The organism is Sphingobium sp. CR2-8 (assembly GCF_035818615.1).
Lineage (GTDB): Bacteria > Pseudomonadota > Alphaproteobacteria > Sphingomonadales > Sphingomonadaceae > Sphingobium.
Genome location: NZ_JAYKZY010000002.1, coordinates 15,256 through 39,946 on the forward strand (window position 1 = coordinate 15,256; position 24,691 = coordinate 39,946).

Consider the following 24,691-nt stretch of genomic DNA (forward strand, 5'->3'; position numbering starts at 1 on the left):
CCATCGGGTCAGTTATGCGTCGTCACCGTCGTCGTCGTGCGTTCGGCGACGGTAGCGCGGGGCGCGGTCCGGGTCGTCTTCCGCACGATCTTGCGCTTGGGCGCGGTCGTGCTGCGCGACGCCGTCTGCACCGCCTTCGTCGTTTCGGTCGTGACCGTCGTGGTGGCTGGCTTGACCGTAGCGGCAGCGGCGGCATCGCGGGCGGCCTGTGCATCCGCAGCGGCCGAAGCGGCGGCCTGCTCCGCAACATCGGCGCGGGCATTGGCCGCATCGGCCTGCTGCTGCGCGTTTACGGTAGCCTGCGTCTGCATCTGGGCATTGGCATCGGCGCGCTGCTGGCCTTCACCGATGGCAGTGTCGGCATTGGCCTGCGCTTCCAGGGCAGCAGTGATCGCCTTCTGCTCCTTGCCGCTCTTCAACGCCTCCTGCGCTAGACGCAGCGACGCCTGAGCGCGGGCAATCAAGTCAGGAGAGGGGTTGAGTTTAGATGCGGCCTCGATCTTGCCCTTGGCTTCGGCAATAGCGGCGAGCGCACGTTCTTCGTCGCCAGCAAAGGCGGGCGCAGCACTAAAGGCAAGGGCGGAAGCAGTCAGTAGACCGCCGAGGCTGGTCTTGAAAAACTTGTTCATATTTCTCTCCCATCATTATGATGACGGGCCAGTTAACGTGCATCTTCTCCTCTAAGTTCCTTTATCTAAGGTTCAGGAAAGGCGCTGCGACCTCTGCTGGCACACGCATCAATCGTCCTGATTGCTTGTCGAGCATAGCCCATGTCGACCGGGCGGATACTTTTACCTTGCCGTCCGGCCCGGTAAATTCGATCAGCCGGTCAAACCGCGCCCCGCGCGGCGGATCGGGAATCCAGGTGCGTGCAGTCACCGTCTCGCCCACCGTCACATTGCCGCGATAATCTACCTCATGCCGGGTCACGACCCAGATATAGGCGTCGACATGCGCCGGGTCGGCATCCCGCTCCCAATGTTCGACCGACACCTGCTCCATCCACTGGACCCACACCGCATTGTTCACATGACCCAGTATGTCGATATGTTCGGGCAGCGCGATAATCTGCTTGGTGAAGGACGCGGCCATTATCCCTCCACACCCAACTGCCACAGGATGAAGGCGAATTCTTCGGCCGTCTCGTGCAGGCTTTCGAACCGGCCCGACTTGCCGCCATGGCCCGCGCCCATATTCGTCTTGAGCAGCAGGATATTATCGTCGGTCTTGGTGGCGCGCAGCTTCGCTACCCATTTGGCCGGCTCCCAATAGGTCACGCGCGGATCGTTCAGCCCGGCCGTCACCATGAGCGGCGGATAGGCCTGCGCGCTGACATGGCTATAGGGATCATAGCTGCGGATCGTGTGGAACGCGGCCTCATCCTCGATCGGATTGCCCCATTCGGGCCATTCGCCCGGCGTCAGCGGCAAAGTCTCGTCCAGCATGGTGTTGAGCACGTCGACGAACGGTACATGCGCTACAACCGCGCCCCACAGGTCGGGATCGGAGTTGACCACCGCGCCCATCAGCTCGCCGCCCGCCGATCCGCCCGAAATGCTGATCCTGCCCTTCGACGTATAGCCGAGGTCGATGAGTCCCTTCGCCACGTCCACGAAATCGGTGAACGTGTTGACCCGCTTGTCCAGCTTCCCGTCGAGATACCATTGCTGGCCCAGGTCGTCGCCACCGCGAATATGCGCCAGCGCAAAGGCGAAGCCGCGATCCAGCAGCGACAGGCGGCTGGTGGAGAATCCCGGCTCCATCGCCAGGCCATAGGCGCCATAGCCATAGAGATGCAGCGGCGCGCTGCCGTCGCGGGGGAGATCGGCGGGATAGACGATCGATACCGGGATCTCCGTGCCGTCCCGTGCGGTGATCATCAGACGCTCGGTGGCGTAGCGGCTGGCGTCATAGCCCGATGGGATTTCCTGCATTTTCAGGACGTCCAACTCGCCGGTCGCCAAATGATAGTCGTAGATGGTGTCGGGCGTGACCATCGATTCATAACCGATGCGCAGCTTCGTCACGTCATATTCGGGATTGTCGTCCAGGCTCGCGGAATAGCTCGCTTCGGGGAAGGGGATGCGCTTTGGCCTGTGGGTCGCATAATCGCGCAATTCGATCTGGTCCAGGCCGTCCTGCCGCCCTTCGGTCACGTAGAAGCTCTTGAACAGCGTGAAATCGGTCAGGTAGAAATGATCGTCGGGCGCGATTACTTCATCCCACTGGTCCGGCGCGTCCAGCTTCGCCTTCACCAGCCGGAAATTGGGATGAACGTCGTTGGTTTTGATATAGAGCGTGCCCTCATGCTCATCGACATCATATTCGCGGCCGGGCTTGCGCGCCGCCACCCGTAAAGGCGTGGCGGTCGGGTCGTCGGACGGTATCAGCCACGCTTCGCTGGTCACATGGTCCCCGGTCGCAATGACGATCCACTTTTCCGAGGAGGTAAGGCCGATCGAAACGCGGAACCCCTCGTCATCCTCATGGAACAGTTCGACGTCGCGCGCGACATCCTGCCCCAGCCAGTGCAGCCGCGCATTGTCGGTCCGCCAATTCTCATTGGCCAGACCGTAGAGCAGCCCCTTGCTGTCTGCGGTCCAGACCAACGAAGACAGCGTGTCGGGAATGACCTCGGGCAATATGTCGCCGGTCAGCAGATCCTTGATCCGCGCCTCGAACCGCTCCGACCCGTTGATGTCGATCGCATAGGCCAGATAGCGCCCGTCGGGGCTGACCGACATCGCGCCCAGCCGGAAATACGCATGGCCCTCCGCCAGCGCCGGTTCGTCCAGGATCAGTTGGTCCTCACCGCCTGCAACGGGACGCCGAAACCATTTGCGATATTGCGCCCCGGTTTCGAATGCGCGCCAATAGACATAGTCGCCGTCCTTCTGCGGGACCGACTGGTCGTCTTCCTTGATCCGCCCTTTCATCTCGGCAAACAGTGTGTCGAGCAAAGGCTTGTGCGGCGCCATCGCGCCTTCGAACCAGCTATTCTCCGCCTCCAGATAGGCCAGCACGTCCTTGTCCTTCACGTCCGGATATCCCGGATCGCGCAGCCATGCCCAGGGATCGTCCACGGTGACGCCATGATGCGTGAAACTATGCGAACGGCGCTCGGCGATGGGGGGCAGGGAAGGGGGCTGCGTTTGATCGGTCATTAACTATCCATGGTCCAGACGGGGTCATGCGCTGGAATAAGCGCGCTCATCCCTCTATGTTGTCGGCATGATGGCCGATGCAAGAGGCCCGACATGATCCAAGGGAATAGTGATGTCCAGTTATGAAGACCGCCTGAAGGCCCTGCGCGCGCAATTGGTGCGCCAGACGCTGGACGGTTTCGTGGTGCCGCTGACCGACGAGCATATGAGCGAATATGTCGGCGCATACGCGCAGCGGCTCGCCTGGCTAACCGGCTTTCAGGGGTCGGCGGGCAGCGCGGTTGTGCTGCCGCAGGAAGCCGCGATCTTCGTGGACGGCCGCTACACGCTCCAGGTGCGCGAGCAGGTGGACGGCGCCCATTGGCAGTATGAAAGCGTGCCGCAGACATCGATCGCCGCCTGGCTGAAGGATCATGCGGGGCAGGGCGCACGGATCGGCTACGACCCCTGGCTCCACACCCGCGCCTGGGTGAGCCAGGCGACGCAGGCGCTGGCGGCGAAGGGCGCGGAACTGGTGGCGGTGGATACCAACCCGGTCGACGCGATCTGGCCCGATCGCCCCGCGCGCAGCGCCGCCAAGCTGGTGGTGCATGATGATCGCTTCGCGGGTCAGTCGGCGGCGGAAAAACGCGCCGCCATGGCCGACTGGCTAACGGAGAAAAAGGCCGACGCGGTGGTCCTGTCGGCGCTCGATTCGATCGCCTGGACCTTCAATATTCGCGGAAAGGATGTGGACCGCACGCCCGTCGCGCTCGCTTATGCCATCGTCCATGCCGACGCGACCGCCGACCTATATGTCGCGCCGGAGAAGATGGACGAGGCCGTCGTCCAGCATCTGGGCAATGCGGTGCGCGTGCATGATCGTGCAGCCTTCGCCGCCGCGCTGGAGGATTTTTCGGGCAAGACCGTGGTCGCCGATCCCGAACGCGCCGTCGCCGCCATCTTCAACGGTCTGGACGCGGGCGGCGCGACCATCCTGTCGCTGCGCGATCCCGCCGTCCTGCCCAAGGCGATCAAGAACCCCACCGAAATCGCCGGGCACAAGGCGGCGCAGGCGCGCGACGGCGCGGCGCTCAGCCGCTTCCTGCACTGGGTCGCGGTCCAAGCGCCCAAGGGCGGCCTGACCGAACTGTCCGCCTCCGACCGGCTGGAGGCGTTTCGCAAGGACACCGGCCTGCTCGAAGACTTGTCCTTCGACACGATCAGTGGCGCTGGGCCGAACGGCGCCGTCGTTCATTACCGTGCCGAGGAAAAGACCAACCGTCCGATCGAACGGAACAGCCTCTATCTGGTTGATTCGGGCGGCCAGTATCGCGACGGCACCACCGACGTCACCCGCACGCTGGCGATCGGCACGCCGACCCCGGAAATGCGCCGCCGTTTCACCCTGGTGCTCAAAGGGCATATCGCGCTGGCGCGCGCCGTCTTCCCGAAGGGCACCCGCGGCGGCCAGCTCGACATATTGGCGCGTCAGTATCTTTGGGCCGAGGGGCTGGATTACGCCCATGGCACCGGCCATGGCGTCGGCAGCTTCCTGTCGGTGCATGAAGGGCCGCAGCGGATCGCGACTTTCGGCGGCGGGGACGAACCGCTGGCGGCGGGCATGATCCTTTCGAACGAACCGGGTTATTACAAGACCGGCGAATATGGCATCCGTATCGAAAATCTGGTGCTGGTCGAGGATCGCGCGGTCCCCGGCGCGGAAAAGGATATGCTGGGGTTCCAGACGCTGACCTTCGCCCCCATCGATCGCACGCTGATTGTCACCGACCTGCTCGGCGTTGAAGAGCGCGACTGGGTCGACGCCTATCATGAATTGGTGCTGAAACTGGTCGGTCCGCAGCTGGACGGCGATGCCCTCGCCTGGCTCCAGGCGGCCTGCGCGCCGCTTTAACCCTCGTCGTTCGGCTCATCGGCGGGAGGGGGCGGCGGCGCGCCCTCCCGCGTCGCTTCCCGGCTCTGCGCCTTGCGCCGACGCAGATTGTCGCGCAGCGCCTGCGCCAGCCGTGTCTTTTTCTCGTCCTGCGTTTCAGCCATGGCGTGGGCTTAAGCAAAATGCGCCGTCGGCCGCAACCCGCCTTGACATCGGCCCGGGGGGCGGCCATAGGCCCGGCCTCCGAAGCGCGAACAGCGCCTCGGGACAGAAATAGAGTGCTGCCGTAGCTCAGTGGTAGAGCGCATCCTTGGTAAGGCTGAGGTCGTGAGTTCAATCCTCACCGGCAGCACCATTTCTCCCCCGAACATCCCAAAGTCATAACATCGCCCAGGCGGCTAGCGCCATCGCCTGCCCGGCGACGATCAGCCACAGCAGGGTCGAGAAGGGCTGCTTGCGCGTCTTGTGCCGAAAGACATGGCGGCCGACCAATGCCCCCGCCGTGCCGCCCACCAGCGCCCACAGAAGCAGCGTTCGTTCGGCAACGCGCCGCGCACCTGTTCGCGCACGCCGCTTGTCCGTCCCGAACAGGGCGAAGGCGATCAGGTTCGCCAGCAGCAGGGCCAAGCCCAGGGATAGCATCCACATCGCCCGGATCGCGTCAGCCTGTGAAGCTGACACCGATCCACAGGGTGCGTGGCGTGCCCAGGTCCATAGACCCACCCGCATTGCGGGTGACGACCCGTTCATCGAATAGGTTCTCGCCGCGCGCCACCAGGCTGACGCCATGGCCGACCGGCAGACGCGCGATCGCATCCAGTGTCAGCGCGTCGGGCAGGATGTCGCTTTGGAGGTCGTCCTCGAACTGCCGGGCGACGTAGCGCAGCGTGGTCGACAACGATGGCCCCTGCGCCGGGCTGTAGGCGATCGTCGCGCTGGCCGCATGGCGCGGACTTTGCGCGGGCGTAAGGCCGTCGAATGCCGCGCTGGGCGCGTGGACGCTGCTGTGGCTATAGGCATAGGATGCCGACAGGCGGATATCGCCCAGCGCCGCCGCCGCAGTCAATTCGATGCCCTTGGCGACGATGCGATCGACATTCCGGCGCTGGCGTATGTTGGTCGCGATTGTGACATTGGCGATGGCGTTGTCCAGCCGGTTGTAGAAAGCGGTGGCGGACAGGGTGACGCCCGACAGCGGCGTCAGGTCGATGCCGGCCTCCGCCCCCTTCAGTTTCTCCGGATTCAGTGCGGCATTGGCCTGCGTCGTGATCGGAAAGACCACGAACGGCCGGTAAAGTTCATTGAGCGTCGGCAGGCGAAAGCCGCTATAGGCCGCCGTGCGCAGCGCGATCGCGTCGTTCGCGCGATAGAGCGCCCCGATCCGGCCCGACATGGCCCAGTCCGATCGGTTAGCAAAGTCGCCGCCCGTCGTCGCGCCGCTGGTCGCGCTGACCTGACGATAGAAGCCTTGGCGGATCGACCAGCGATCCCCCCGTACGCCGCCGGTCAGCACCAGCTTGCCCCCAAGACCTTCCGGCGTCCAGTCATCCTCGGCAAAGACGCCTGTGGCCCACTGGTTGCCGCCCGCGTGGCGCAGGAAGGTGCGCGGATTGCCCGCGACATTGGCGTTATAGGCGTCCTCATACAGGTCGCCAGTGGCGAAGCGGCTATCGATGCCCAGTCGCAGCACATGGTCCGGGCCGACCGGCGGGCGGATCTCGATCTTGCCGCCGATGCCCGTCGATGGCGTGTTGCGCTGGTCCAGCGATTTGCGAAAAGGCGCGCTGGACGCAATCACGATGTTGGAAAAGTTGCGCGCCTGGATATAGGCCAGCGCATCGACCTGCCACGATCCGCGGTGGATATAGCGGACGCTGGCGTCCTGCCCCTGGCTCATACTGTCCGCGCCTGCAAAGCGCAGCGTACGATGATCCTCGAACAGGGTCGCGCGAAACTGGAGTTCGGATATGGCGGACAGCGGCGCGACCGCGCGGATATTGGTCGACCAGCCATTATAGGCGGCTGGCACGGTGGCGGCGACGCGCTGATCCCGGGGCGTGGTCTGAAAACCGTCACCCCGGTCCCACCGCCCCGATAGCGAGACATAACCGCCGCCCAGATCCCGGGTCAGGCCTGCGGACATTTCCGTCGCATCGCGGCTGCCATAGAAAGCGCTGGCGGAAAAGTTGGGCAACTGGTCGCGCGTCGCGCTGGCCAGTTCGATCGCTCCGGCGACCGCCCCCGCGCCGAACGCGCCAATGCCACCACCACGCGTTACGCGCATGACGGAAAGCCGGTCGGACACCAGCGCGCTGAAAGGGATATAGCCGAAGAAGGGGTCCGCCACCGGCACCCCGTCCAGCAGGACCAGCGTACGGCTGGACGCATTGCCGCCCAGCGCGCGCAAGGTTGCGCCCTGGTTGGAGGGATTGGACGATCGGCTGTCGGACCGGCGAAACTGCTGGAATCCAGCGACATCGCCCAGCGCGCTTTCGATGCGGCCCGACGCACTGTCGAGCAGCCGCTGCCGGTCGATCACCACCGACCCATAAGCGGGCGTTCCGGGCGGCAGGGGCAGCCCCGTCCCCGTGACGACGATCTGTGCGGCGTCAACTCGGGATGGCTCAGGCGACTGCGCCAACGCAACGGCAGGCGAAAACATTATGAGCGCAGGCAGAACAGTTATTTTCACGGCGACCCCTTCATCGCCTCTGTCCCCATTTCCCAAGGCTTTGGCAAACGGAAACGATCTGCATCCGTCCGTCGGAAGGAGGGGGCGACGCCGTTACGCCGCCTGCGTCTCCAGCAGTTTGTCGATCGTCAGGGGATAGTTGCGCAGGCGGATGCCGGTCGCATTATAGATCGCGTTGGCGATCGCCGCGCCCGCGCCGCATATCCCCAGTTCGCCCACGCCCTTGGCCTTCATCGGCGAACTCTTGTCGTCCAGTTCCTCAATGAACAGCACATCCTGTTCGGGAATGTCGGCATGCACCGGCACCATATATTCGGCCATGTCGTGATTGACGAAGAAGCCGAAGCGGGTGTCAACGTCCAGCGCCTCCATCAATGCCGCGCCCACGCCCATGGTCATCGCCCCGATCACCTGACTGCGCGCGGATTTGGGGTTCAGGATACGCCCGGCGGCAAAGGCGCCGCCCATGCGCCGTACCCGCACTTCGGCGGTATCGATATCGACGCCAACCTCGCAGAAATGCGCGCCGAAGGTCGCCTGGGCATAGCGCTTATCGAGATCGCCATATTCCATACTGTCTTCGGCCCACACGCCTTCGCGCCCAGCCAGCGCGCCCAGCGTCTGCGAGTTATTGTCGAACTTCACCAGCCCGTCGTCGAACTGCGCCTTGTCCGCCGGGTAGCCTGCCTTTTCCGCCAGCTTCGTGCGCAAGGCGACGGCGGCGGCATAAACGCCCGCCGTCGAACTATTCGCGCCCCATTGCCCGCCCGATCCGGCCGAAGCCGGGAAACGACTGTCGCCCAGCCGCACCACGACCTGATCCAGCGTCACGCCCAGCATTTCGGCGGCAGTCTGGCCGATGATGGTATAGCTGCCGGTGCCGATGTCGGTCATGTCGGTTTCGACGATGACCTTGCCCTGCGCATCGACCCCTATACGCGCGCCCGACTTTGTTATCAGGTTGTTGCGGAAGGCGACGGCCATGCCCATGCCGACCAGCCAGCGCCCGTCCCGGACCTGTCCCGGCTTCGTCTGGCGCTTGTCCCATCCAAACCGATCGGCGCCTGCACGCAGGCATTCCACCAGCTTGCGGCTCGAAAAGGGGCGCTGCGGCCCGGCTTCGGGATCATATTGCACATCGTTGCGGATACGCAGTTCGACCGGATCGACGTTGCAGGCTTCCGCCAGCTCATCCATCGCCACCTCCAGCGCCAGAAGGCCGACCGCTTCGCCCGGTGCGCGCATGGCATTGCCTTCCGGCAGGTTGAGCGTCACCAGCCGGTGCGCCGTCATCCGATTGGGTCCACGATAGAGCAGGCGCGTTTGCTGCGCCGCCGTTTCCGGCCCGCCGCCCGGCAGGTCGCCCGACCAGACCTCATGGCCGATCGCATCGATCACGCCATCCTTGTCCGCGCCGATACGGATGCGCTGGATCGTCGCAGGCCTGTGCGTCGTGTTGTTGGGAATCTGGTGCCGGGCAAGCGCCACCTTGACCGGTCGCCCTACCTGCTTTGCCCCCAACGCCGCGAGCAGCGCATCGGCGCGCAGGAACAGCTTCGATCCGAACCCGCCGCCGATATAGGGGGACACCAACCGCACATTCTCTTTGGGAATGCCCAGCGTCTTGGCCACTTCGCCTACGCCCCATGCGATCATCTGGTTGGATGTCCAGAGCGTCAGCTTGTCGCCGTTCCAGGCCGCGGTCGTGGCGTGCGGCTCCATCATCGCGTGGCTGTGGTCGGGCGTGGTGTAGGTCTGGTCGATCTTCACCGCCGCCTTGGCGAAACCGCCATCGAAATCGCCCGCTGCCGTGTCGGGGCCGCCACTCTCCGGCTTGACGCCCTTGCCCTGATCGGCCGCCAGACTGAAACGGCCATCTTCGTTGGTATAATCGATCCGCACCAGCTTCGCGGCGTCCCGCGCATTTTCGAATGTGTCGGCGATGACCAGCGCGACCGCCTGCTCATAATGATCGATCTGCGGCCCGCCCAGCAACGGCGCCGTATTCATCTTGCCCTTGCCCAGCTTGCCAGCATTGGCGTGGGTGACGATCCCCAACACGCCCGGCGCGGCTTCTGCTGCGCGGAGGTCCATCGCCGCAATCCGCCCCTTGGCGATGGCGGACCCGACCATCCAGCCATAGGCGGCATTGGGCGCGGCATCATGGCGTTCATAGGCATAGGGGGCGCTGCCCGTTACCTTGGCGGCGCCGTCGATGCGATCATGGGGAATGCCGATCACCCGGCCCTTGTCGATCGGGTTGGTGCCCGCAGCTGTCTCGAACTTCATGCCCGTGCCTCCTGCTGCCGATAGAGCGACGTCAGCGTCCGTTCGACCAGCATCTTCTTGAAATCATTATGTGGGGTCGTACGCGCGCCCGCCAACGCGGCTTCCGCCACGGCCTTTGCGCCCTGTTTCGCCGCCGTGTCGGCCGCCTCCACCCGCCAAGGCTTCGCACCGATCCCGCCGAATGCAAAGCGCGCGCTGCCATCCTTGCCGAACACCGCCGCTACGGAGACCAGCGCGAAGGCATAGGAAGCCCGGTCGCGCACTTTGCGATACACATGCGTGCCACCGATGGGTTTTGGCAGGGTGACGGACGTGATCATCTCGCCCGGTTTCAGCGCCGTCTCCCGCTGTGGCGTCTCGCCGGGCAGCAGATGGAAATCAGCGATCGGAATGGATCGCGTCACGCCGTTCGCGTCGATAGTGTCCACTTCGCTGTCCAGCAGCCGCATCGCCACGGCCATGTCGCTGGGATGCTGGGCGATGCAGGCGTCGCTGACGCCCAATATCGCCAGGCTGCGGCTCATCCCCTGCATCGCGCCGCAGCCGCTGCCGGGCTTACGCTTGTTGCACGGCATACGGGTGTCGTAGAAATAGGGGCATCGCGTTCGCTGCAACAAATTGCCGCCGGTCGTCGCCTTGTTGCGCAACTGTCCCGATGCGCCGGCCAGTAGCGCCCGGCTCAGCACCGCATAATCGCGCCGCACATCCTTATCGGCCGCCAGATCGGTATTGCGCACCAGCGCCCCGATGCGCAGCCCGCCTTCGGGCGTCTTCTCGATCCGGTCCAGGCCCAGATGGTTGACGTCGATGAGATGGGTCGGCGTCTCGATCTGCAACTTCATAAGGTCGAGTAGATTGGTGCCCCCCGCGATGAAGCGTGCGCCCTGGACGGATGCTGCCGCCTTGGCCGCGGCCTTGATGTCGGACGGGCGCTCATACGTGAATGGCCTCATGCCTTTGCCTCCCCGGCCACGTCACGCATGGCCGCGATGATGTTGGGATAGGCGGCGCAGCGGCAGATATTGCCGCTCATCCGCTCGCGCAGTTCGCCGTCGCTCATCGCCACCTTGTCCAAGTCATCCGTCGCATGGCTGGGGATGCCTGCTTCGATCTCCTCCAGCACTGCAACGGCCGAACAGATCTGGCCCGGGGTGCAATAGCCGCATTGATAGCCGTCATGCACGATGAAGGCCTTTTGCATGGGATGGAGATTTTCCGGCGTACCCAATCCTTCGATTGTCGTCACCTTCTCGCCATCATGCATCAACGCCAAGGTCAGACAGCTGTTGATCCGCCGTCCCTCCACGATCACCGTACAGGCGCCGCACTGGCCATGGTCGCACCCTTTTTTCGTGCCGGTCAGGTGCAGATGCTCACGCAGCGCGTCGAGCAGGCTGGTGCGCGGGTCGAGTTGCAGATGCACTTCGCGTCCGTTGACGGTTAGTTCGACGGGCGTCATGGCATTTCCTTCATTGCGGCCTCGCGGCGCGGCGGCGGCATACTGCGTGGACAATAGGGGGGCGGCTGCCGCGAGTGCCCCACTGCCCCGCAGGAGGCCACGGCGTGTGAGATGGTCGGACGACATGGCTGGTCCTCATTGTTGGTTGCAAGTCACTACGAAGGGCGGCGTAAAACGATCCAGCCGCGCCACGGGATCGCGCAATCTAACAGATGGATGCTAGCCGCCAAGCGTCCGTTCACAGGCGCTGATAAAACCCGATTCGTAACGTCTATCCCGCCCACATAAGAGCGGCTACGGACTGGCCCGCACCTAAAGCGCAGAAAATCTTGGGTTTTTATGCCCAGACGGGAGAATTTCACTTTTGTGCAATTCTTCCCTTGCCCCTTTGCAAAAGCGCTGCTAGTTCCCCGCCACCCGCCGAGAGGGACACATCCTCCGGCCGCCAGAGCGGGCGTAGCTCAGGGGTAGAGCACAACCTTGCCAAGGTTGGGGTCGAGGGTTCGAATCCCTTCGCCCGCTCCAGAAATCATCGAAAAATCAATGGTTTCTGGGGCGACTGGGCCAAGTTTTCATATTACGCGGCCTTCTGAAAAGATTGAAGTAATAAGGACGTAATATGCTGCGCGCGTATTTGCGGGTAGTTCTGGCGTAGGTTGAGCCACTGAAAATCTGGCTTCCGCAGAAGCTGACCGAGCGATGTGGCCGTCGAGGCTGCCGGATGGTTTAGATTGGCGGGCATAGTCATGGCGATCTGCGGCTAAGCCGTGTTATCTCTCACCCTTCTTCCTAATGCACATGGACCGGCGTCTGGGAAACAGAGGGCAGAGTTCGCTGGCCGGAGGGGGGCTGCCAGATACAGGCTGCACGTTTGGCAATTTAACATGGTCGTCATGCAATTGTCATAATTAGAAAATTCCATAAGCTGTCCGCTCATCCCGTTTCACCGATCGTTGTGAGGACGAACGGGGAGCGCATAGAAGGAGGAAGGCGAATCGCGAGACCTGCGGGTTGGGAACGCCCTTGCGGTCGGTTATGCTACTATCATGGGTCGTTATCGACGGTTGGATGCCCTTGCCGCTGGGTTAGCAGAGGCATCGGATATGCACATGCTCTACGAATTCCTGGCGAGGATCGCGCGGGAAATGGGTTTCGACTATTTCGCGCTGGCTGAGCACATCGATCTGAGGGTGCCACAACAGCAACCTCTTCAAATCCACAATTATCCACGCGGCTGGGCTGCCTATTATGTGGAAAGGGACCTGGGGCCGCGCGATCCTATCCGACGGGCCAGCCACCGGACCCATCTGGGCTTTGCCTGGCTCACCATTCCACGATTTCTAACACTGACTCCTGCCGACCGCGCCGTTTTAGCTGCCGGGCAAGCCCATGGGCTGGGTGAAGGATTTACCGTCCCCTCGCACATCCCTGGCGAAGTCAGCGGATCCTGTACATTTGTCACCCGAACGAACGAACCGCTGCCTCGCGATCAGATCTGGACGGCGCAAATCATTGGCGGTCTCGCGTTCGAACGCGGACAACGCCTTCTGGGCCGCACGACCCTGTCTGGGGATTCCGCGATCACGGAACGTCAACGCGACTGCGTTTTATGGGCTGCTCGCGGAAATACCGACGGCGAGATTGCCGACATTTTGGGCATTTCGAAGGAAACCGTGATCCAGCATCTCAAGTTCGCGCGCGAGCGCTATGGTGTACGGAAGCGAACCTCGCTCGTGATCCGGGCGCTGTTCGATGGCCTGATCTCCTTTTCCGAAATCTTCCAGCGACATCGATATTGGTAACGTCGGGACGAGGGGACGAAACGCCGTCCCCTCGTCGAACGGTATCGCATAACCGCCGTTTCCCTGTCTTTCTACGCCACCCTACGCCGCAACGATTTGGATGTTGCGCGTAGGGGCAATGTGGCTTTCTTGATCATCCCCTGGGCTGGACCGCCAACGGTCCGGCAATTGGCAGGGTCGATTCATGAGCATATACCCGCTCCGTACAGACGCCCGGACACGCGGCTCGCGCATGCTCCGCACGGCGCTTGGTTCGGCCATCATTGGCTGGCTCGACGATGCGTGCGTCATCGAGATCATGCTCAATCCCGACGGGCATATCTGGATCGATCGGCTGGGCGAAGGCCTCAGCGATACCGGGGTCCGCCTGTCGGCCGCCGACGGTGATCGCATCATCCGTCTGGTCGCGCATCATGTCGGGGCGGAGGTTCATGACGGAGCGCCTCGCGTGTCGGCCGAACTTCCCGATAGCGGCGAGCGGTTCGAGGGGCTGCTCCCGCCCATCGTCCAATCGCCGACGTTCGCCATTCGCAAGCCCGCCGTCGCTGTGTTCAAGCTCGCGGATTATGTCGCCGCCAATATCATGTCTGCGCGCCACGCCGAGATATTGGCGCAAGCTGTTTCCACGCGCCAGAACATCCTGGTGGCCGGTGGCACAGGGACCGGCAAAACGACCCTTACCAACGCGCTTCTGGCCGAGGTCGCCAAGACGACCGACAGAATCGTCCTGATCGAAGATACGCGCGAGCTCCGGTGCACATCTCCGAATGTGATCGCGATGCGGACCAAGGATGGGGTCGCCACACTGTCCGATCTCGTGCGGTCTGCCCTACGACTGCGGCCCGACCGCATTCCGATCGGTGAGGTGCGCGGGGCCGAAGCCCTCGACCTCATAAAAGCATGGGGGACGGGCCATCCGGGCGGGATCGGCACCGTCCATGCAGGATCAGGCATGGGCGCACTGCGGCGAATGGAACAGCTCATCCAGGAAGCCGTCGTCACGGTCCCTCGTGCCCTGATCGCCGAGACAATCGACATCGTCGCGGTGCTTGTGCGCGACGGCCATGGTCGCCGTCTGGCCGAACTGGTCCGCGTCGATGGCCTCGATCCCGGGGGCGAATATTTCCTAACCAGCCAAGGAGACGTTTGATGATCCAGCCTGTCGTGCCAATCCGGCGGAGTGCCAGTCATCTGGCGCTTGCCGGCATCTTCGCTATGGCGTCCGTGATCCCGGCCTATGCGGCCGGATCGTCGATGCCCTGGGAGGCGCCGCTCCAGTCCATCCTGGAATCGATCGAAGGACCGGTCGCCAAGATAATCGCCGTGATGATCATCACGGTAACCGGCCTGACCCTGGCATTTGGTGATACATCGGGCGGCGCTCGAAAGCTCATCCAGGTCGTATTCGGTCTGAGTATTGCGTTTGCCGCAACGAGCTTCTTCCTCTCCTTCTTCTCGTTTGGCGGCGGAGCGCTCGTCTGATGGATAGGGTCGGACAGGTTCCAGGCTTTGAGGTGCCGGTCCATCGGTCCCTCACCGAGCCGATCCTTCTGGGCGGCGCGCCGCGCGCGCTGGCAATCGTCAATGGGACGCTCGCGGGCGCCGTCGGCCTCGGGCTACGCCTATGGATCGCCGGCCTCGTGCTTTGGGCTATCGGTCATGTGCTGGGCGTATGGGCCGCGCGCCACGATCCGAACTTCGTAGATGTGGCCCGGCGGCATGTTCGCTATCCGACCTGGCTACGGTCATGATGTCGCTGCGCGAATATCGCTCGACCGCGAGCAGCCTGAGCGATTTCCTGCCTTGGGCCGCTCTGGTCGCGCCGGGCGTCGTCCTCAACAAGGACGGCTCGTTCCAGCGCACCGCCCGTTTCCGGGGACCGGACCTCGATTCCGCGACGCCCGCTGAATTGGTGGCGACGACAGCGCGGCTGAATAGCGCCCTGCGTCGGCTCGGCTCGGGCTGGGCCTTGTTCACCGAGGCGCAGCGGGTGCCAGCGAACGACTATCCCGACGACGTCTTTCCCGATCCGGCCTCGCGACTGCTGGACCGGGAGCGACGCGAGCAATTCCATGAAGAAGGCGCGCATTATGACAGCGCCTATTATGCCACCCTGCTGTGGATGCCGCCAGCGGAAGACAGCGCCCGGGCCGAACGCTGGCTCTACGAGGGCCGTTCGACAACGGCGTCCAACGGAGCCGAACTGCTCGCTAGTTTTATCGACCGCTCACACCGGATCGTCCAGCTGCTTGAAGGATTCCTGCCGGAAATCGCTTGGCTCGACGATGGCGCGACGCTCACCTATCTTCACTCGACGATCTCGACCAAGCGTCAGAACGTGCGCGTGCCCGAAACGCCGATGCACCTGGATGCGCTCCTGGCGGACGAACCACTGGTCGGTGGCCTCGAACCCCGCCTCGGCAACAGCCATCTGCGCAGCCTGACGGTAACCGGCTTTCCGACCTCGACCTATCCTGGACTGCTCGACGAACTCAATCGTCTGGCCTTTCCCTATCGCTGGTCGACGCGGGCGATCATGCTCGACAAGGCCGATGCCACCCGATTGCTGGGCAAGATCCGACGGCAATGGTTCGCCAAGCGCAAGTCGGTCGCGGCCATTCTCAAGGAGGTGATGACTAACGAAGCCTCGGCCCTGCTGGACACGGACGCATCGAACAAGGCTGCAGACGCCGATCTGGCCTTGCAGGAACTGGGCTCGGACATGATCGGCCAGGCCTATGTGACCGCCACGGTGACGGTATGGGACACAAACCCTGCAATCGCCGCCGAGAAGCTTCGTCTGGTCGAGAAGGTGATCCAGGGCCGGGATTTCACCTGCACGACCGAAGGGCTCAACGCTGTGGAGGCATGGCTCGGGTCGCTGCCGGGCCATGTCTACGCCAATGTCCGGCAGCCACCGATCAGCACGCTCAACCTGGCGCATATGATGCCGTTGTCGGCCGTCTGGTCAGGCCCCACGGGCGATGCACATCTCGATGGTCCGCCGCTATTCCATGCCAAAACCGAGGGCTCGACGCCTTTCCGCTTCTCGCTGCATGTTGGCGACGTCGGGCACACGCTGGTGGTGGGGCCGACAGGCGCGGGCAAATCGGTTCTGCTCGCCCTAATGGCGATGCAGTTTCGCCGCTATCCCGGCGCGCAGATTTTCGCCTTCGACTTTGGCGCCAGCATGCGCGCCGCAGCGCTGGCGATGGGCGGTGACTGGCAGGATCTGGGGACCGGGCTTCACGCCGAGAATGCGGCTGTATCGCTCCAACCTCTTGCAAGGATCGATGATCCGGCCGAACAGACATGGGCGGCGCAATGGGTAGGTTCGATCCTGGAGGCGGAGGGGATTACGCTTGATCCCCAGGCCAAGGACCATGTGTGGGCGGCGCTCCGATCGCTCGCCAGCGCGAGGCCCGACGAACGGACGCTGACGGGGCTTGCTGTGCTGCTGCAGTCCCAAGCCCTCAAACAGGCGCTGCAGCCCTATTGCGTGGGCGGCGCCTGGGGTCGCTTGCTCGATGCCGAGGCAGAGCAACTGGGCGATGCCCATGTCCAGATATTCGAAACCGAAGGACTGGTAGGTTCGGCCGCAGCCGCTCCGGTGCTGGCCTATCTTTTCCACCGGATCGAGAACAGGCTCGATGGATCGCCCAGCCTCGTCATCATCGACGAAGGCTGGCTGGTGCTCGACAGCCCGACCTTTGCCGCGCAATTACGCGAATGGCTCAAGACGCTGCGCAAGAAGAATGCGAGCGTGATCTTTGCGACGCAGAGCCTGGCCGACATCGAAACCAGCGCCATTGCGCCAGCCATCATCGAAAGCTGCTTGACCCGGATATTCCTGGCCAATGAGCGCGCGACCGAACCGCAGATCAGCGCGATCTATGCCCGGTTCGGGCTCAATGCCCGGCAGATCGAGATTTTGGCGCGGGCAACGCCAAAGCGCGATTATTATGTCCAGTCGCGCCGCGGCAATCGCCTGATGGATTTGGGGCTAAAGGAGGTGGCGCTCGCCTTTACCGCCGCTTCCTCCAAGTCCGACCAACGCAGGATCGATCAGATACTGAGCCAACCGGGCGACGAAGAGTTCGCAGCGGCCTGGTTGCGCGCATGCGGTCACGACTGGGCGGCGGACCTGCTTTCCGCGCAACATCCAAAGGAGCAAAGTTCATGACATCGCGCTTCATCATTCGCCCGCTTGGCCTGTGCGCCGCTGCGCTCGCGGTGGCCATGACACCGGCACAGGCACTCGTCGTCTATGACCCCACCAACTATGCCTCCAATGTGGTGCAGGCGGCGCGCGCCTTGCAGCAGATCAACAACCAGATCCGGTCGTTGCAGAACGAGGCGGCCTCGCTTCTCAACGACACGAAAAACCTCGCCAGTTTGCCGTTCAGCAGCCTTCAGGCGCTCCAGCAGCAGGTGCGGCAGACCCAGCGGCTGCTGGGGCAAGCACAGCGCCTGGCCTATGACGTGACCCAGATCGAGCAGGCCTTTTCCAACAAATATGGCAATATAGCGCTGTCGAGTTCTGACGCCGATCTGGTCGCCGGTGCGCGGGACCGTTGGTCCACCAGCGTCGATGCGTTCGAGGATGCGCTGAAGGTCCAGGCCGGGGTGGTCGGCAACATCGACGGCACCCGGACCTCGATGGACGATCTTGTTTCAGCCAGCCAGTCGGCATCGGGCGCGTTGCAGGCTGCCCAGGCCGGGAACCAGCTTGTCGCGCTCCAATCCCAGCAACTGGCCGATATCACCGCCATGCTCGCAGCGCAGGGCCGCGCCCAGACGATCGAAGCGGCGCGCGCAGCCACTGCGGAGGCGGAGGGCCGCATCCGATTCCAACGCTTCATGGCGCGTTCGGGCCAATAGGATGCGAAGCGGACGCCTAGCGCTGGCGGGCCTCGCAGGCGGTGGCATGCTGACGGTTGCAGTGCTCACGGTCATGCACCAGCGACGGGGCACGCCCCCTGAACAGATACCACCGATTCCGTTGTCGATCGAGAATCGCGCGGCCGCTCTTGTTCGCTGTCGGCACGTTAAGGCACAGGATCCAACCTGCGCAGCGACCTGGGAAGCCGAGCGACGCCGCTTCTTTGGTACAGAGGATAGCAACAGCGCCCGATCCCATCGGCAGGAGCGTGCCGGACATGAATGATGTCGGCGTCATCGACGGGTTCCTGGCGACCTTCACGGCCTATATCGATTCCGGTTTTGGCCTGCTCGGCGGAGAAGTCGGGTTTCTCTCGTCCACGCTGATCGCAATCGACGTGACGCTTGCCGGGCTGTTTTGGGCATGGGGTGCCGACGAGGATGTTCTGCAACGCCTGGTCAAGAAGACGCTCTATATCGGCTTCTTCGCCTTCATCATCGGCAACTTCTCCTCGCTCTCGCAAATCCTGTTCCAGTCCTTTGCCGGGCTCGGCCTTAAGGCCAGCGGAGCCAGCATCGGCCTCGCCGAGTTCATGAAGCCGGGTAGCGTTGCGGCGGTTGGGCTTGATGCAGGCGAACCGCTGCTCAAGTCCGCGTCCGAGATGATGGGGTTCACCTCGTTTTTCGCCAATTTCGTCCAGATTGCTGTGCTGCTGCTGGCCTGGATGATCGTAATCCTCGCCTTCTTCATTCTTGCCGTACAGCTGTTCATCACGTTGATCGAGTTCAAGCTGGTGACGCTGGCCGGGTTCGTCCTGCTGCCATTCGCCTTTTTTGGGCGGACGGCATTCATGGCGGAGCGGGTGCTTGGCCATATCGTATCAAGCGGCATCAAGATCCTGGTTCTCGCCGTCATCACCGGCATCGGCACGGGACTGTTCGACCAGTTCATCAATGCGCTGGGTGGAACAGCGCCGACTGCGGAACAGGCCATGTCGATCGCGCTCGCCTCATTGGCCTTGCTTGGTCTGGGCATATTCGGCCCCGGCATCGCCAATGGCATCGTCACCGGAGGTCCGCAGCTTGGTGCAGGCGCAGCGGCGGGTACGGCGATTGCAGCCGGCGCCACCCTGGCCGGCGGGGCAGCAGGTGCCCGGCTCGCGGCAGGCGCTGTCGGGGGGGCGTAGCGAGCGCATCGAGCGCCGCCGCCCGTGCGGCCGGATCGACCAGCGCCACCTATAGCGCCGGTGCAGCGGGCAAGAGCGGGGGAGACGCCGTCGCGGGCGGGATCGGTGCGTTGGGAAGAGCGGCCGGCTCTGCCGCCACGTCCCCACTCCGCCGCGCTGCCGATGCAATGAAGCAAAGCTTCAACGCCGGAAAATCGGGCGCATCGACGAACAGTGGTGGCGCTGAAGCTGCGTCCGGCCCGCCAAAATGGGCGACGGCAATGCGCCAGCGGCAGACGATCGCCCACGGGGTTTCGACCGCCGCCCACACATTGCGCGGCGGCGACAGCAGTGGTGGCGGCGCTTCAATCGATCTGAGCGGAAGGGACTGACCATGTTCAAACGACCATCCATCCGGTACGGCCAGGCCCCGGAGCCGGTCACGCCTTACCAACGTGCTGCCCAGGCTTGGGACGATCGCATCGGCTCGGCGCGCGTCCAGGCGCGCAATTGGCGTCTCGCCTTTTTCGGCACGCTGATGCTGTCCGGTGGTCTTGCCGCCGGCTTGATCTGGCAATCGGCGCGGGGCTCCATCGTGCCCTGGGTCGTGCAGGTGGACAAGTTCGGCGAAGCACAGGCCGTCGGCCCCGCCGATGCGGGATACCGTCCGACCGATCCGCAGATCGCCTTCCATCTTGCGCGCTTCATCGAGCAGGTTCGCAGCATCCCGGCCGATCCGATCGTCCTGCGCCAGGCATGGTTGCGCGCCTATGACTTCACCACGGATCGCGGCGCCATGGTCCTCAATGATTATGCGCGGGCGAATGACCCGTTCGCGCTTGTCGGCAAGAGGCAGGTTGCGGTTGATATATCGAGCGTGATCCGGTCGTCGGACAGCAGCTTTCGCGTGTCCTGGACCGAGCGGCGATACCAGGATGGGGCACTGGCTGAGACAAGCCGGTGGTCGGCCATCGTGACGGTCGTGATCCAGCCACCCTCCGCGCCCGATGCCCTGCGCAAGAACCCGCTCGGCCTGTTCGTCAACGCCATCAACTGGTCGAAGGAGCTTTCCCAATGATGCACGTTCATCGTTCCGGGGCCGCAATTGCGGTTTTGCTGATTTCAGTAAACACGACCACGGCCTGCGCAGCGACGCGCCCAGCCCTGTATGGGGCAACGCAGACGCCTGCAGTGCGCATCTCGGAACCTGAGAAACAGGTCGAGATCGTGACTATTGCCAAGCCGCTGCCGTTGCCGGGGCAACTCAAGCCGGTGCCCACCATAGCTCCCGCCCCGGCGCTTGCCGATCCCAAAACCCGGATCGTCGCTGCCAATGCCGCAGCCCGCATAGAGCCCGCGCGCGATGGCTTCATCAACGCCATGCAGCAATATCCCTGGGTGGAAGGCGCTCTTTATCAGGTCTACACGGCGCCCGGCCAGGTGACGGACATCGCCCTTCAGCCCGGAGAAACGCTTGTCGGCGCGGGGCCCGTCGCTGCGGGTGATACCGTGCGATGGATTATCGGCGATACGCTCAGCGGCGCGGGCGAGACGCAACGCGTCCACATCCTGGCAAAGCCGACCCGGCCCGATCTCCTGACCAACCTGGTGATCAACACCGATCGGCGGACCTATCATCTCGAACTGCGCGCCACCCCGACCACCTATATGGCGTCGGTATCCTGGTCCTACCCTCAGGATGAATTGATAGCGCTGCGGCAGCGCAACGCCGCTATCGCCGTAAAGACGCCGATCGCCGCGGGCATCAACATTGCCTCGCTCGATTTCGGCTATGCGATCGATGGGGACAAGCCGAGCTGGCGACCACTGCGCGCGTTCGACGACGGCAGCCAGGTCTTCGTCGAGTTTCCCGCAAGCGTGGCGCAGGGCGAAATGCCGCCAGTCTTCATCCTGGGGAACGGCGGCAATGCCGAGCTCGTCAATTATCGGGTGCAGGACCGTTTCATCATCATCGACCGGCTCTTCAGCGCCGCCGAGTTACGCATGGGGGACAAGAAGACGGCGCAGCGGGTGCGTCTGACCCGGATCGCAAGCGGGAGGAGAAGCCGACCATGAGCGACCGTAACGAGCAGGATAGTTCGCCCGCGCCCGCGCCGTCGTCTGCGGCCCCGTTCAAGTTGGGAGGCGATGCGCCGACGGTCATGCGCCTGTCGCGCAAAACATTGGCCGGGGTGGGCGTGTTTGCAGGTTTGAGCATCGGGGCCGCTCTCATCTATGCGCTACAGCCGCCGGAGAAACCGGTCGGCCAGGAAGTCTACACGACCGAGGGCCGGGCAAAGGCCGACGGGCTGGGATCAGTGCCCAAGGACTATAGCCAGGTTCCGCAATTGGGACCGCCATTGCCGGGCGACCTGGGACGGCCGATCCTTGCTGCACAACAGGGCGGCAACGACCACCAAGTTTCCGGGCAAAGCTTTCCATCCGATCGCCAGGCTATCGATCCGGCCGTCGCAGCACGGCAAAAGGCGCGTCAGGAACGGGAAGCTGCGCAGGCAAGCCAGTTATTTACAGGACAGGGGGGTGCCCAATCGACGGGCGGCGCACCGGAGCATGTCGCCACGGGGTCGCCGACCGCCGCGCCAGCGTTCGGGCCGGACCTTGCCGCCCCATCGGCAATGACGGCATCGGGTAGCGCGGCCAAACGTGCTTTCATGACGGGCACCATGGACGCGCGCTCGCTCAGCTCATCTACCGTCGAACCCGTGGCGTCCGCCAACATCCTGCAGGCCGGCAGCATCATACCCGCCGCCTTGATCACGGGCATCAGATCCGACCTGCCCGGTCAGACCAGCGCCCAGGTCACGCAGAATGTCTATGACAGCCCGACGGGACGCATCCTGCTCATTCCGCAAGGCGCCAGGTTGATCGGGGACTATGATTCGCAAATCGATGCCGGTCAGTCGCGGCTTCTGATGGCGTGGACGCGCCTCATCATGCCAGACGGGCGCTCGATGATGCTCGAGCGTCAACCTGCTGCCGATGCTAGCGGCTTTTCCGGTTTGCAGGACAGCGTAAACAATCATTGGGGTGGCGTTGCACGCGCTGCCATGATCTCTACTCTTTTGGGCCTTGGCACGGAGTTGGCGGCCGATAGCGATAATGACGTCATCCGGGCGCTGCGCCGCGGGTCGCAGGACAGCTTCAATCAGGCCGGGCAACAGATCATACAGCGTCAGGTAGCGATAGCCCCGACCTTGACCATCCGGCCGGGCCATCCGCTGCGCGTCATGATCACGCGCGACCTTGTCCTTCCCCCTCTGGGCAATCGGTGATGGCCAAGCTGCGCCTGGGATCGCTGGCGGACGACAAGCCCGTCAAGATCAGTCTGGAATTGCCTGCCAATGTCCATCGCGACCTTGTGCGCTATGCTGCGGCGTTGGCTACTGAAACGGGTGAAGCGCAGGTTTTACCCGAACGCCTCATCGGCCCTATGTTGGAACGGTTCATGGCGGGGGACCGCGCCTTTGCAAGGCATCGCAGCGGTAAGGCTTCTCGGCAACCGTCATGATGGTCCGAAGCAAAGGGGCCAGCGCAGGATTGCTAGCGTCTTCGCGCCAGCAGAGGCCAAAATCGATGCGCGCATGGCCATGGGGCTCGTGGATGGGCAAGACGACCAGATGCGGGGGCAAGCGAGCGAACGCGCGCTCCTGCACGATGGTAAAACAGCCTGTATCGATCAGCTGGTACAGCCCATTCAAATTTAGCGGGCTACGGACGATCGCCGCGCGATCCAGACCAGCCTGCGATTGGGCCAGGGTAAGACGTCCCGCAATCTGGGAGAGCAGGTCGTCCCCGCGCGCGCTGTCCGCAAGTAGAAGGGTAAGGTCGCGCAAATCCGACCAGAAGAGCGGCGCACGCAATGCCAGGGGGTTGTCGTGGACCATGACGGCAAAAAGCCGGCTGCTGCCAATAGCGTGATAGGCGGCGCCCGGCGGGGCAAGATGGCCTGCAACGATGATGGCGTCGAGTTGGCCGCGCTCGAAGTCACGTACAAGCGCCTGTCTGTCACAGACCGCAGCAGATAGCTGGATGTCTACATGGCGTTTGCTGAATTCCAGCATGAGAGACTGCACCGCGCTACTGGGCACTGCGCCTGAAAGGCCCAGCTTCAGCGCACCGCGGCGCCCTTGTCCAAAGATGATGGTGTTGCGATGAAGGCTGTCAAGATCAGCCACAAGCTGGCGCGCGCCTGATATAAAATGGTCTCCCGCGCGTGTCAGACGGGCGCCGCGGGTCGAGCGCTCGAACAGGTCGGTGCCAAGCCGCTGCTCGAGATGGCGGATCCGTTGGCTCAAGGTAGATTGCTTGATGCGCAGCGACTCGGCCGCCTGGCTAAAACTCCCAAGCTCCGCCGTCGCTATGACATAATGGAGGTGACGGATTTCGATCATGCTCCAGCCCTTGCCGCATTGGTTATTCAGACAAACCCAATGTTTCGCGGTTCACTCATGCTGAAAATCCCCAGAAATGGGGGAAAAACGAACCCTCGCGGCACGTGCTACAGATGGCAGAATTTGCGATTGCAGAAATGTCGGGATAGATTTGGATCAATGCCGCCGGCAGAGCGGGCGTGACCGGGTCGCTGTCGTGTATGTCCAGGCTTTGCTAAAGACGGCGGCGCATGATCCCAACTCATGTCTCACAGCACGGTCACGTCTCGCGTCGGAAATAGTCTGGCTTCTCCCTGTTAGCATTCGCCCGGAGGTCCATTATGCGTGGGGATCGAAGGTCGGTCGCGATTATAATCGGATTATAAAATTCTTATAATCGATAGCCGGGCACATCCTTGTCAGTGCCGCGAAATGGATCGCGGTCTATCGAAGAGGAACGTGTGATGGAAAACACTGTCGAACGTCGCAACGACGATATGATCGACCTTGGCGCAATCAGCGTGGAGACCAAGGGCCCGGGCCTTGGCCAAGGTGACGAAATCGGGCTGCAGAACCCGGTCGGCCTTTCCGACGACTGACACCACTGCCGGTGCGCGGTGCCCCCGCGCACCGGTTATCAGAAAGGCGTCTCATGGGCTTGTCGCTTCGCCCCGGACTAACATTCTGTGAAATCCAGCATCACCTCATTTTCATGGACTATGAGGCGGATCGCTATTTCAGTCTGTCAGGGCCTGCGCGCGACAGTCTTCAAAAGCTCCTCAAGTCCTCAGACGCGGGCATTACAGAACAGGAGATAGCGCCGCTGCGCGCTGCGGGGATCATAGGCCATGGCGAAGGCGCCAAGCCTCTCGAGCCGTGCCAGCATGTACCAGCTGGACGCAGCATATTCGACCAAGAGGATGCCGCCCCACGCATGGCGGCCCAGATTCCTAAAATCATTGTCCGTTTGGCGG

24 protein-coding genes, 2 tRNA genes and 1 pseudogene are annotated in these 24,691 nt (G+C 63.3%); 16 read left to right on the plus strand and 11 right to left on the minus strand.

What is annotated here, in order from left to right:
- Positions 1 to 8 precede the first annotated feature (8 nt).
- The 3 genes from U5A82_RS03970 to U5A82_RS03980 form a co-directional block, all read right to left on the minus strand.
- Positions 9 to 629, minus strand: coding sequence for a hypothetical protein (locus U5A82_RS03970; RefSeq protein WP_326288833.1), 621 nt, complete (start codon positions 627 to 629; stop codon positions 9 to 11).
- Between the two features lie 61 nt (positions 630 to 690).
- On the minus strand, positions 691 to 1,092 hold the full coding sequence (locus tag U5A82_RS03975; RefSeq protein WP_326288835.1) for an acyl-CoA thioesterase: 402 nt from the start codon (positions 1,090 to 1,092) through the stop codon (positions 691 to 693).
- Positions 1,092 to 3,164: a S9 family peptidase gene (locus U5A82_RS03980; RefSeq protein WP_326288837.1), complete on the minus strand. Its 2,073-nt coding sequence runs from the start codon at positions 3,162 to 3,164 to the stop codon at positions 1,092 to 1,094. The genes U5A82_RS03975 and U5A82_RS03980 overlap by 1 nt, the downstream gene beginning before the upstream one ends.
- A gap of 112 nt (positions 3,165 to 3,276) precedes the next feature.
- Between U5A82_RS03980 and U5A82_RS03985 the strand changes: the two genes are divergently transcribed.
- Entirely contained in the window at positions 3,277 to 5,058 is a 1,782-nt protein-coding gene (locus tag U5A82_RS03985; protein ID WP_326288839.1) for an aminopeptidase P family protein, read from the plus strand.
- Here U5A82_RS03985 and U5A82_RS03990 read toward each other — a convergent pair.
- A complete protein-coding gene (locus U5A82_RS03990; RefSeq protein WP_326288841.1) occupies positions 5,055 to 5,201 on the minus strand; it encodes a hypothetical protein in 147 nt (48 codons plus the stop codon). The two genes, U5A82_RS03985 and U5A82_RS03990, sit on opposite strands and share 4 nt — an antisense overlap.
- Positions 5,202 to 5,317: 116 nt before the next feature.
- On the opposite strand from U5A82_RS03990, the gene U5A82_RS03995 reads away from it, so the two are divergent.
- Positions 5,318 to 5,392, plus strand: a tRNA-Thr gene (locus U5A82_RS03995).
- 23 nt (positions 5,393 to 5,415) lie between these two features.
- Here U5A82_RS03995 and U5A82_RS04000 read toward each other — a convergent pair.
- From U5A82_RS04000 to paoA, 5 genes are all read right to left on the minus strand, one after another.
- Positions 5,416 to 5,679 carry a DUF1294 domain-containing protein gene (locus tag U5A82_RS04000; RefSeq protein WP_326288843.1) on the minus strand — a complete coding sequence of 88 codons (264 nt, stop codon included), beginning with the start codon at positions 5,677 to 5,679 and terminating at the stop codon, positions 5,416 to 5,418.
- A 19-nt stretch (positions 5,680 to 5,698) separates the two neighbouring features.
- On the minus strand, positions 5,699 to 7,729 hold the full coding sequence (locus U5A82_RS04005) for a TonB-dependent receptor plug domain-containing protein (protein ID WP_442802148.1): 2,031 nt from the start codon (positions 7,727 to 7,729) through the stop codon (positions 5,699 to 5,701).
- A gap of 93 nt (positions 7,730 to 7,822) precedes the next feature.
- Positions 7,823 to 10,018, minus strand: coding sequence for an aldehyde oxidoreductase molybdenum-binding subunit PaoC (gene paoC, locus U5A82_RS04010; RefSeq protein WP_326288845.1), 2,196 nt, complete (start codon positions 10,016 to 10,018; stop codon positions 7,823 to 7,825).
- Positions 10,015 to 10,971: an FAD binding domain-containing protein gene (locus tag U5A82_RS04015; protein WP_326288847.1), complete on the minus strand. Its 957-nt coding sequence runs from the start codon at positions 10,969 to 10,971 to the stop codon at positions 10,015 to 10,017. The genes paoC and U5A82_RS04015 overlap by 4 nt, the downstream gene beginning before the upstream one ends.
- Complete coding sequence (gene paoA, locus U5A82_RS04020) at positions 10,968 to 11,603, minus strand: aldehyde dehydrogenase iron-sulfur subunit PaoA (RefSeq protein WP_326288848.1); 636 nt, start codon at positions 11,601 to 11,603, stop codon at positions 10,968 to 10,970. Before paoA ends, U5A82_RS04015 begins: the two co-directional genes overlap by 4 nt.
- 324 nt (positions 11,604 to 11,927) lie before the next feature.
- Here paoA and U5A82_RS04025 point away from each other — a divergent pair.
- The 13 genes and pseudogenes from U5A82_RS04025 (at position 11,928) to U5A82_RS04080 (ending at position 22,855) form a co-directional block, all read left to right on the plus strand.
- Positions 11,928 to 12,002 (plus strand) — tRNA-Gly (locus U5A82_RS04025).
- Between the two features lie 584 nt (positions 12,003 to 12,586).
- Entirely contained in the window at positions 12,587 to 13,279 is a 693-nt protein-coding gene (locus tag U5A82_RS04030; RefSeq protein ID WP_326288850.1) for a helix-turn-helix transcriptional regulator, read from the plus strand.
- A 184-nt stretch (positions 13,280 to 13,463) separates the two neighbouring features.
- Entirely contained in the window at positions 13,464 to 14,429 is a 966-nt protein-coding gene (gene trbB / locus U5A82_RS04035) for a P-type conjugative transfer ATPase TrbB (protein WP_326288852.1), read from the plus strand.
- Positions 14,429 to 14,761: a TrbC/VirB2 family type IV secretion system protein gene (locus U5A82_RS04040; RefSeq protein WP_442802149.1), complete on the plus strand. Its 333-nt coding sequence runs from the start codon at positions 14,429 to 14,431 to the stop codon at positions 14,759 to 14,761. Before trbB ends, U5A82_RS04040 begins: the two co-directional genes overlap by 1 nt.
- Positions 14,761 to 15,030 (plus strand): VirB3 family type IV secretion system protein, encoded by a 270-nt coding sequence (locus U5A82_RS04045; RefSeq protein ID WP_326288854.1) that lies wholly within the window; start codon positions 14,761 to 14,763, stop codon positions 15,028 to 15,030. The genes U5A82_RS04040 and U5A82_RS04045 overlap by 1 nt, the downstream gene beginning before the upstream one ends.
- Entirely contained in the window at positions 15,027 to 17,462 is a 2,436-nt protein-coding gene (trbE, locus tag U5A82_RS04050) for a conjugal transfer protein TrbE (RefSeq protein WP_326288856.1), read from the plus strand. Before U5A82_RS04045 ends, trbE begins: the two co-directional genes overlap by 4 nt.
- Complete coding sequence (gene trbJ, locus U5A82_RS04055) at positions 17,459 to 18,160, plus strand: P-type conjugative transfer protein TrbJ (protein WP_326288858.1); 702 nt, start codon at positions 17,459 to 17,461, stop codon at positions 18,158 to 18,160. Before trbE ends, trbJ begins: the two co-directional genes overlap by 4 nt.
- Positions 18,161 to 18,233: 73 nt before the next feature.
- Positions 18,234 to 18,446, plus strand: coding sequence for a putative entry exclusion protein TrbK-alt (gene trbK-alt, locus U5A82_RS21690; RefSeq protein ID WP_442802199.1), 213 nt, complete (start codon positions 18,234 to 18,236; stop codon positions 18,444 to 18,446).
- A pseudogene (gene trbL, locus U5A82_RS04060) lies at positions 18,439 to 19,718 on the plus strand (P-type conjugative transfer protein TrbL). Before trbK-alt ends, trbL begins: the two are co-directional and overlap by 8 nt.
- Positions 19,719 to 19,720: 2 nt before the next feature.
- Positions 19,721 to 20,404, plus strand: coding sequence for a conjugal transfer protein TrbF (trbF, locus tag U5A82_RS04065; RefSeq protein ID WP_326288860.1), 684 nt, complete (start codon positions 19,721 to 19,723; stop codon positions 20,402 to 20,404).
- A complete protein-coding gene (gene trbG / locus U5A82_RS04070; protein WP_442802150.1) occupies positions 20,401 to 21,402 on the plus strand; it encodes a P-type conjugative transfer protein TrbG in 1,002 nt (333 codons plus the stop codon). The genes trbF and trbG overlap by 4 nt, the downstream gene beginning before the upstream one ends.
- Entirely contained in the window at positions 21,399 to 22,619 is a 1,221-nt protein-coding gene (locus tag U5A82_RS04075; protein WP_326288864.1) for a TraB/TrbI/VirB10 family type IV secretion system protein, read from the plus strand. Before trbG ends, U5A82_RS04075 begins: the two co-directional genes overlap by 4 nt.
- A complete protein-coding gene (locus U5A82_RS04080) occupies positions 22,619 to 22,855 on the plus strand; it encodes a DUF2274 domain-containing protein (protein WP_326288866.1) in 237 nt (78 codons plus the stop codon). The genes U5A82_RS04075 and U5A82_RS04080 overlap by 1 nt, the downstream gene beginning before the upstream one ends.
- Here the strand turns inward: U5A82_RS04080 and U5A82_RS04085 are convergent.
- Entirely contained in the window at positions 22,791 to 23,738 is a 948-nt protein-coding gene (locus tag U5A82_RS04085) for a LysR family transcriptional regulator (RefSeq protein WP_326288868.1), read from the minus strand. The genes U5A82_RS04080 and U5A82_RS04085 overlap by 65 nt on opposite strands.
- A 443-nt stretch (positions 23,739 to 24,181) precedes the next feature.
- On the opposite strand from U5A82_RS04085, the gene U5A82_RS04090 reads away from it, so the two are divergent.
- Positions 24,182 to 24,316 (plus strand): benenodin family lasso peptide, encoded by a 135-nt coding sequence (locus U5A82_RS04090; protein ID WP_156358333.1) that lies wholly within the window; start codon positions 24,182 to 24,184, stop codon positions 24,314 to 24,316.
- Between the two features lie 188 nt (positions 24,317 to 24,504).
- On the opposite strand, the gene U5A82_RS04095 is transcribed toward U5A82_RS04090, so the two are convergent.
- Positions 24,505 to 24,633 (minus strand): hypothetical protein, encoded by a 129-nt coding sequence (locus tag U5A82_RS04095; RefSeq protein ID WP_326288871.1) that lies wholly within the window; start codon positions 24,631 to 24,633, stop codon positions 24,505 to 24,507.
- Between the last annotated feature and the right edge of the window lie 58 nt (positions 24,634 to 24,691).

Coding starts and splice junctions, on each gene's coding strand:
- U5A82_RS03970 (WP_326288833.1), bottom strand. CDS start 629: ATGAACAAGTTTTTCAAGACCAGCCTCGGCGGTCTACTGACTGCTTCC.
- U5A82_RS03975 (WP_326288835.1), bottom strand. CDS start 1,092: ATGGCCGCGTCCTTCACCAAGCAGATTATCGCGCTGCCCGAACATATC.
- U5A82_RS03980 (WP_326288837.1), bottom strand. CDS start 3,164: ATGACCGATCAAACGCAGCCCCCTTCCCTGCCCCCCATCGCCGAGCGC.
- U5A82_RS03985 (WP_326288839.1), top strand. CDS start 3,277: ATGTCCAGTTATGAAGACCGCCTGAAGGCCCTGCGCGCGCAATTGGTG.
- U5A82_RS03990 (WP_326288841.1), bottom strand. CDS start 5,201: ATGGCTGAAACGCAGGACGAGAAAAAGACACGGCTGGCGCAGGCGCTG.
- U5A82_RS04000 (WP_326288843.1), bottom strand. CDS start 5,679: ATGCTATCCCTGGGCTTGGCCCTGCTGCTGGCGAACCTGATCGCCTTC.
- paoC (WP_326288845.1), bottom strand. CDS start 10,018: ATGAAGTTCGAGACAGCTGCGGGCACCAACCCGATCGACAAGGGCCGG.
- U5A82_RS04015 (WP_326288847.1), bottom strand. CDS start 10,971: ATGAGGCCATTCACGTATGAGCGCCCGTCCGACATCAAGGCCGCGGCC.
- paoA (WP_326288848.1), bottom strand. CDS start 11,603: ATGTCGTCCGACCATCTCACACGCCGTGGCCTCCTGCGGGGCAGTGGG.
- U5A82_RS04030 (WP_326288850.1), top strand. CDS start 12,587: ATGCTCTACGAATTCCTGGCGAGGATCGCGCGGGAAATGGGTTTCGAC.
- trbB (WP_326288852.1), top strand. CDS start 13,464: ATGAGCATATACCCGCTCCGTACAGACGCCCGGACACGCGGCTCGCGC.
- U5A82_RS04040 (WP_442802149.1), top strand. CDS start 14,429: ATGATCCAGCCTGTCGTGCCAATCCGGCGGAGTGCCAGTCATCTGGCG.
- U5A82_RS04045 (WP_326288854.1), top strand. CDS start 14,761: ATGGATAGGGTCGGACAGGTTCCAGGCTTTGAGGTGCCGGTCCATCGG.
- trbE (WP_326288856.1), top strand. CDS start 15,027: ATGATGTCGCTGCGCGAATATCGCTCGACCGCGAGCAGCCTGAGCGAT.
- trbJ (WP_326288858.1), top strand. CDS start 17,459: ATGACATCGCGCTTCATCATTCGCCCGCTTGGCCTGTGCGCCGCTGCG.
- trbK-alt (WP_442802199.1), top strand. CDS start 18,234: ATGCACCAGCGACGGGGCACGCCCCCTGAACAGATACCACCGATTCCG.
- trbF (WP_326288860.1), top strand. CDS start 19,721: ATGTTCAAACGACCATCCATCCGGTACGGCCAGGCCCCGGAGCCGGTC.
- trbG (WP_442802150.1), top strand. CDS start 20,401: ATGATGCACGTTCATCGTTCCGGGGCCGCAATTGCGGTTTTGCTGATT.
- U5A82_RS04075 (WP_326288864.1), top strand. CDS start 21,399: ATGAGCGACCGTAACGAGCAGGATAGTTCGCCCGCGCCCGCGCCGTCG.
- U5A82_RS04080 (WP_326288866.1), top strand. CDS start 22,619: ATGGCCAAGCTGCGCCTGGGATCGCTGGCGGACGACAAGCCCGTCAAG.
- U5A82_RS04085 (WP_326288868.1), bottom strand. CDS start 23,738: ATGATCGAAATCCGTCACCTCCATTATGTCATAGCGACGGCGGAGCTT.
- U5A82_RS04090 (WP_156358333.1), top strand. CDS start 24,182: ATGGAAAACACTGTCGAACGTCGCAACGACGATATGATCGACCTTGGC.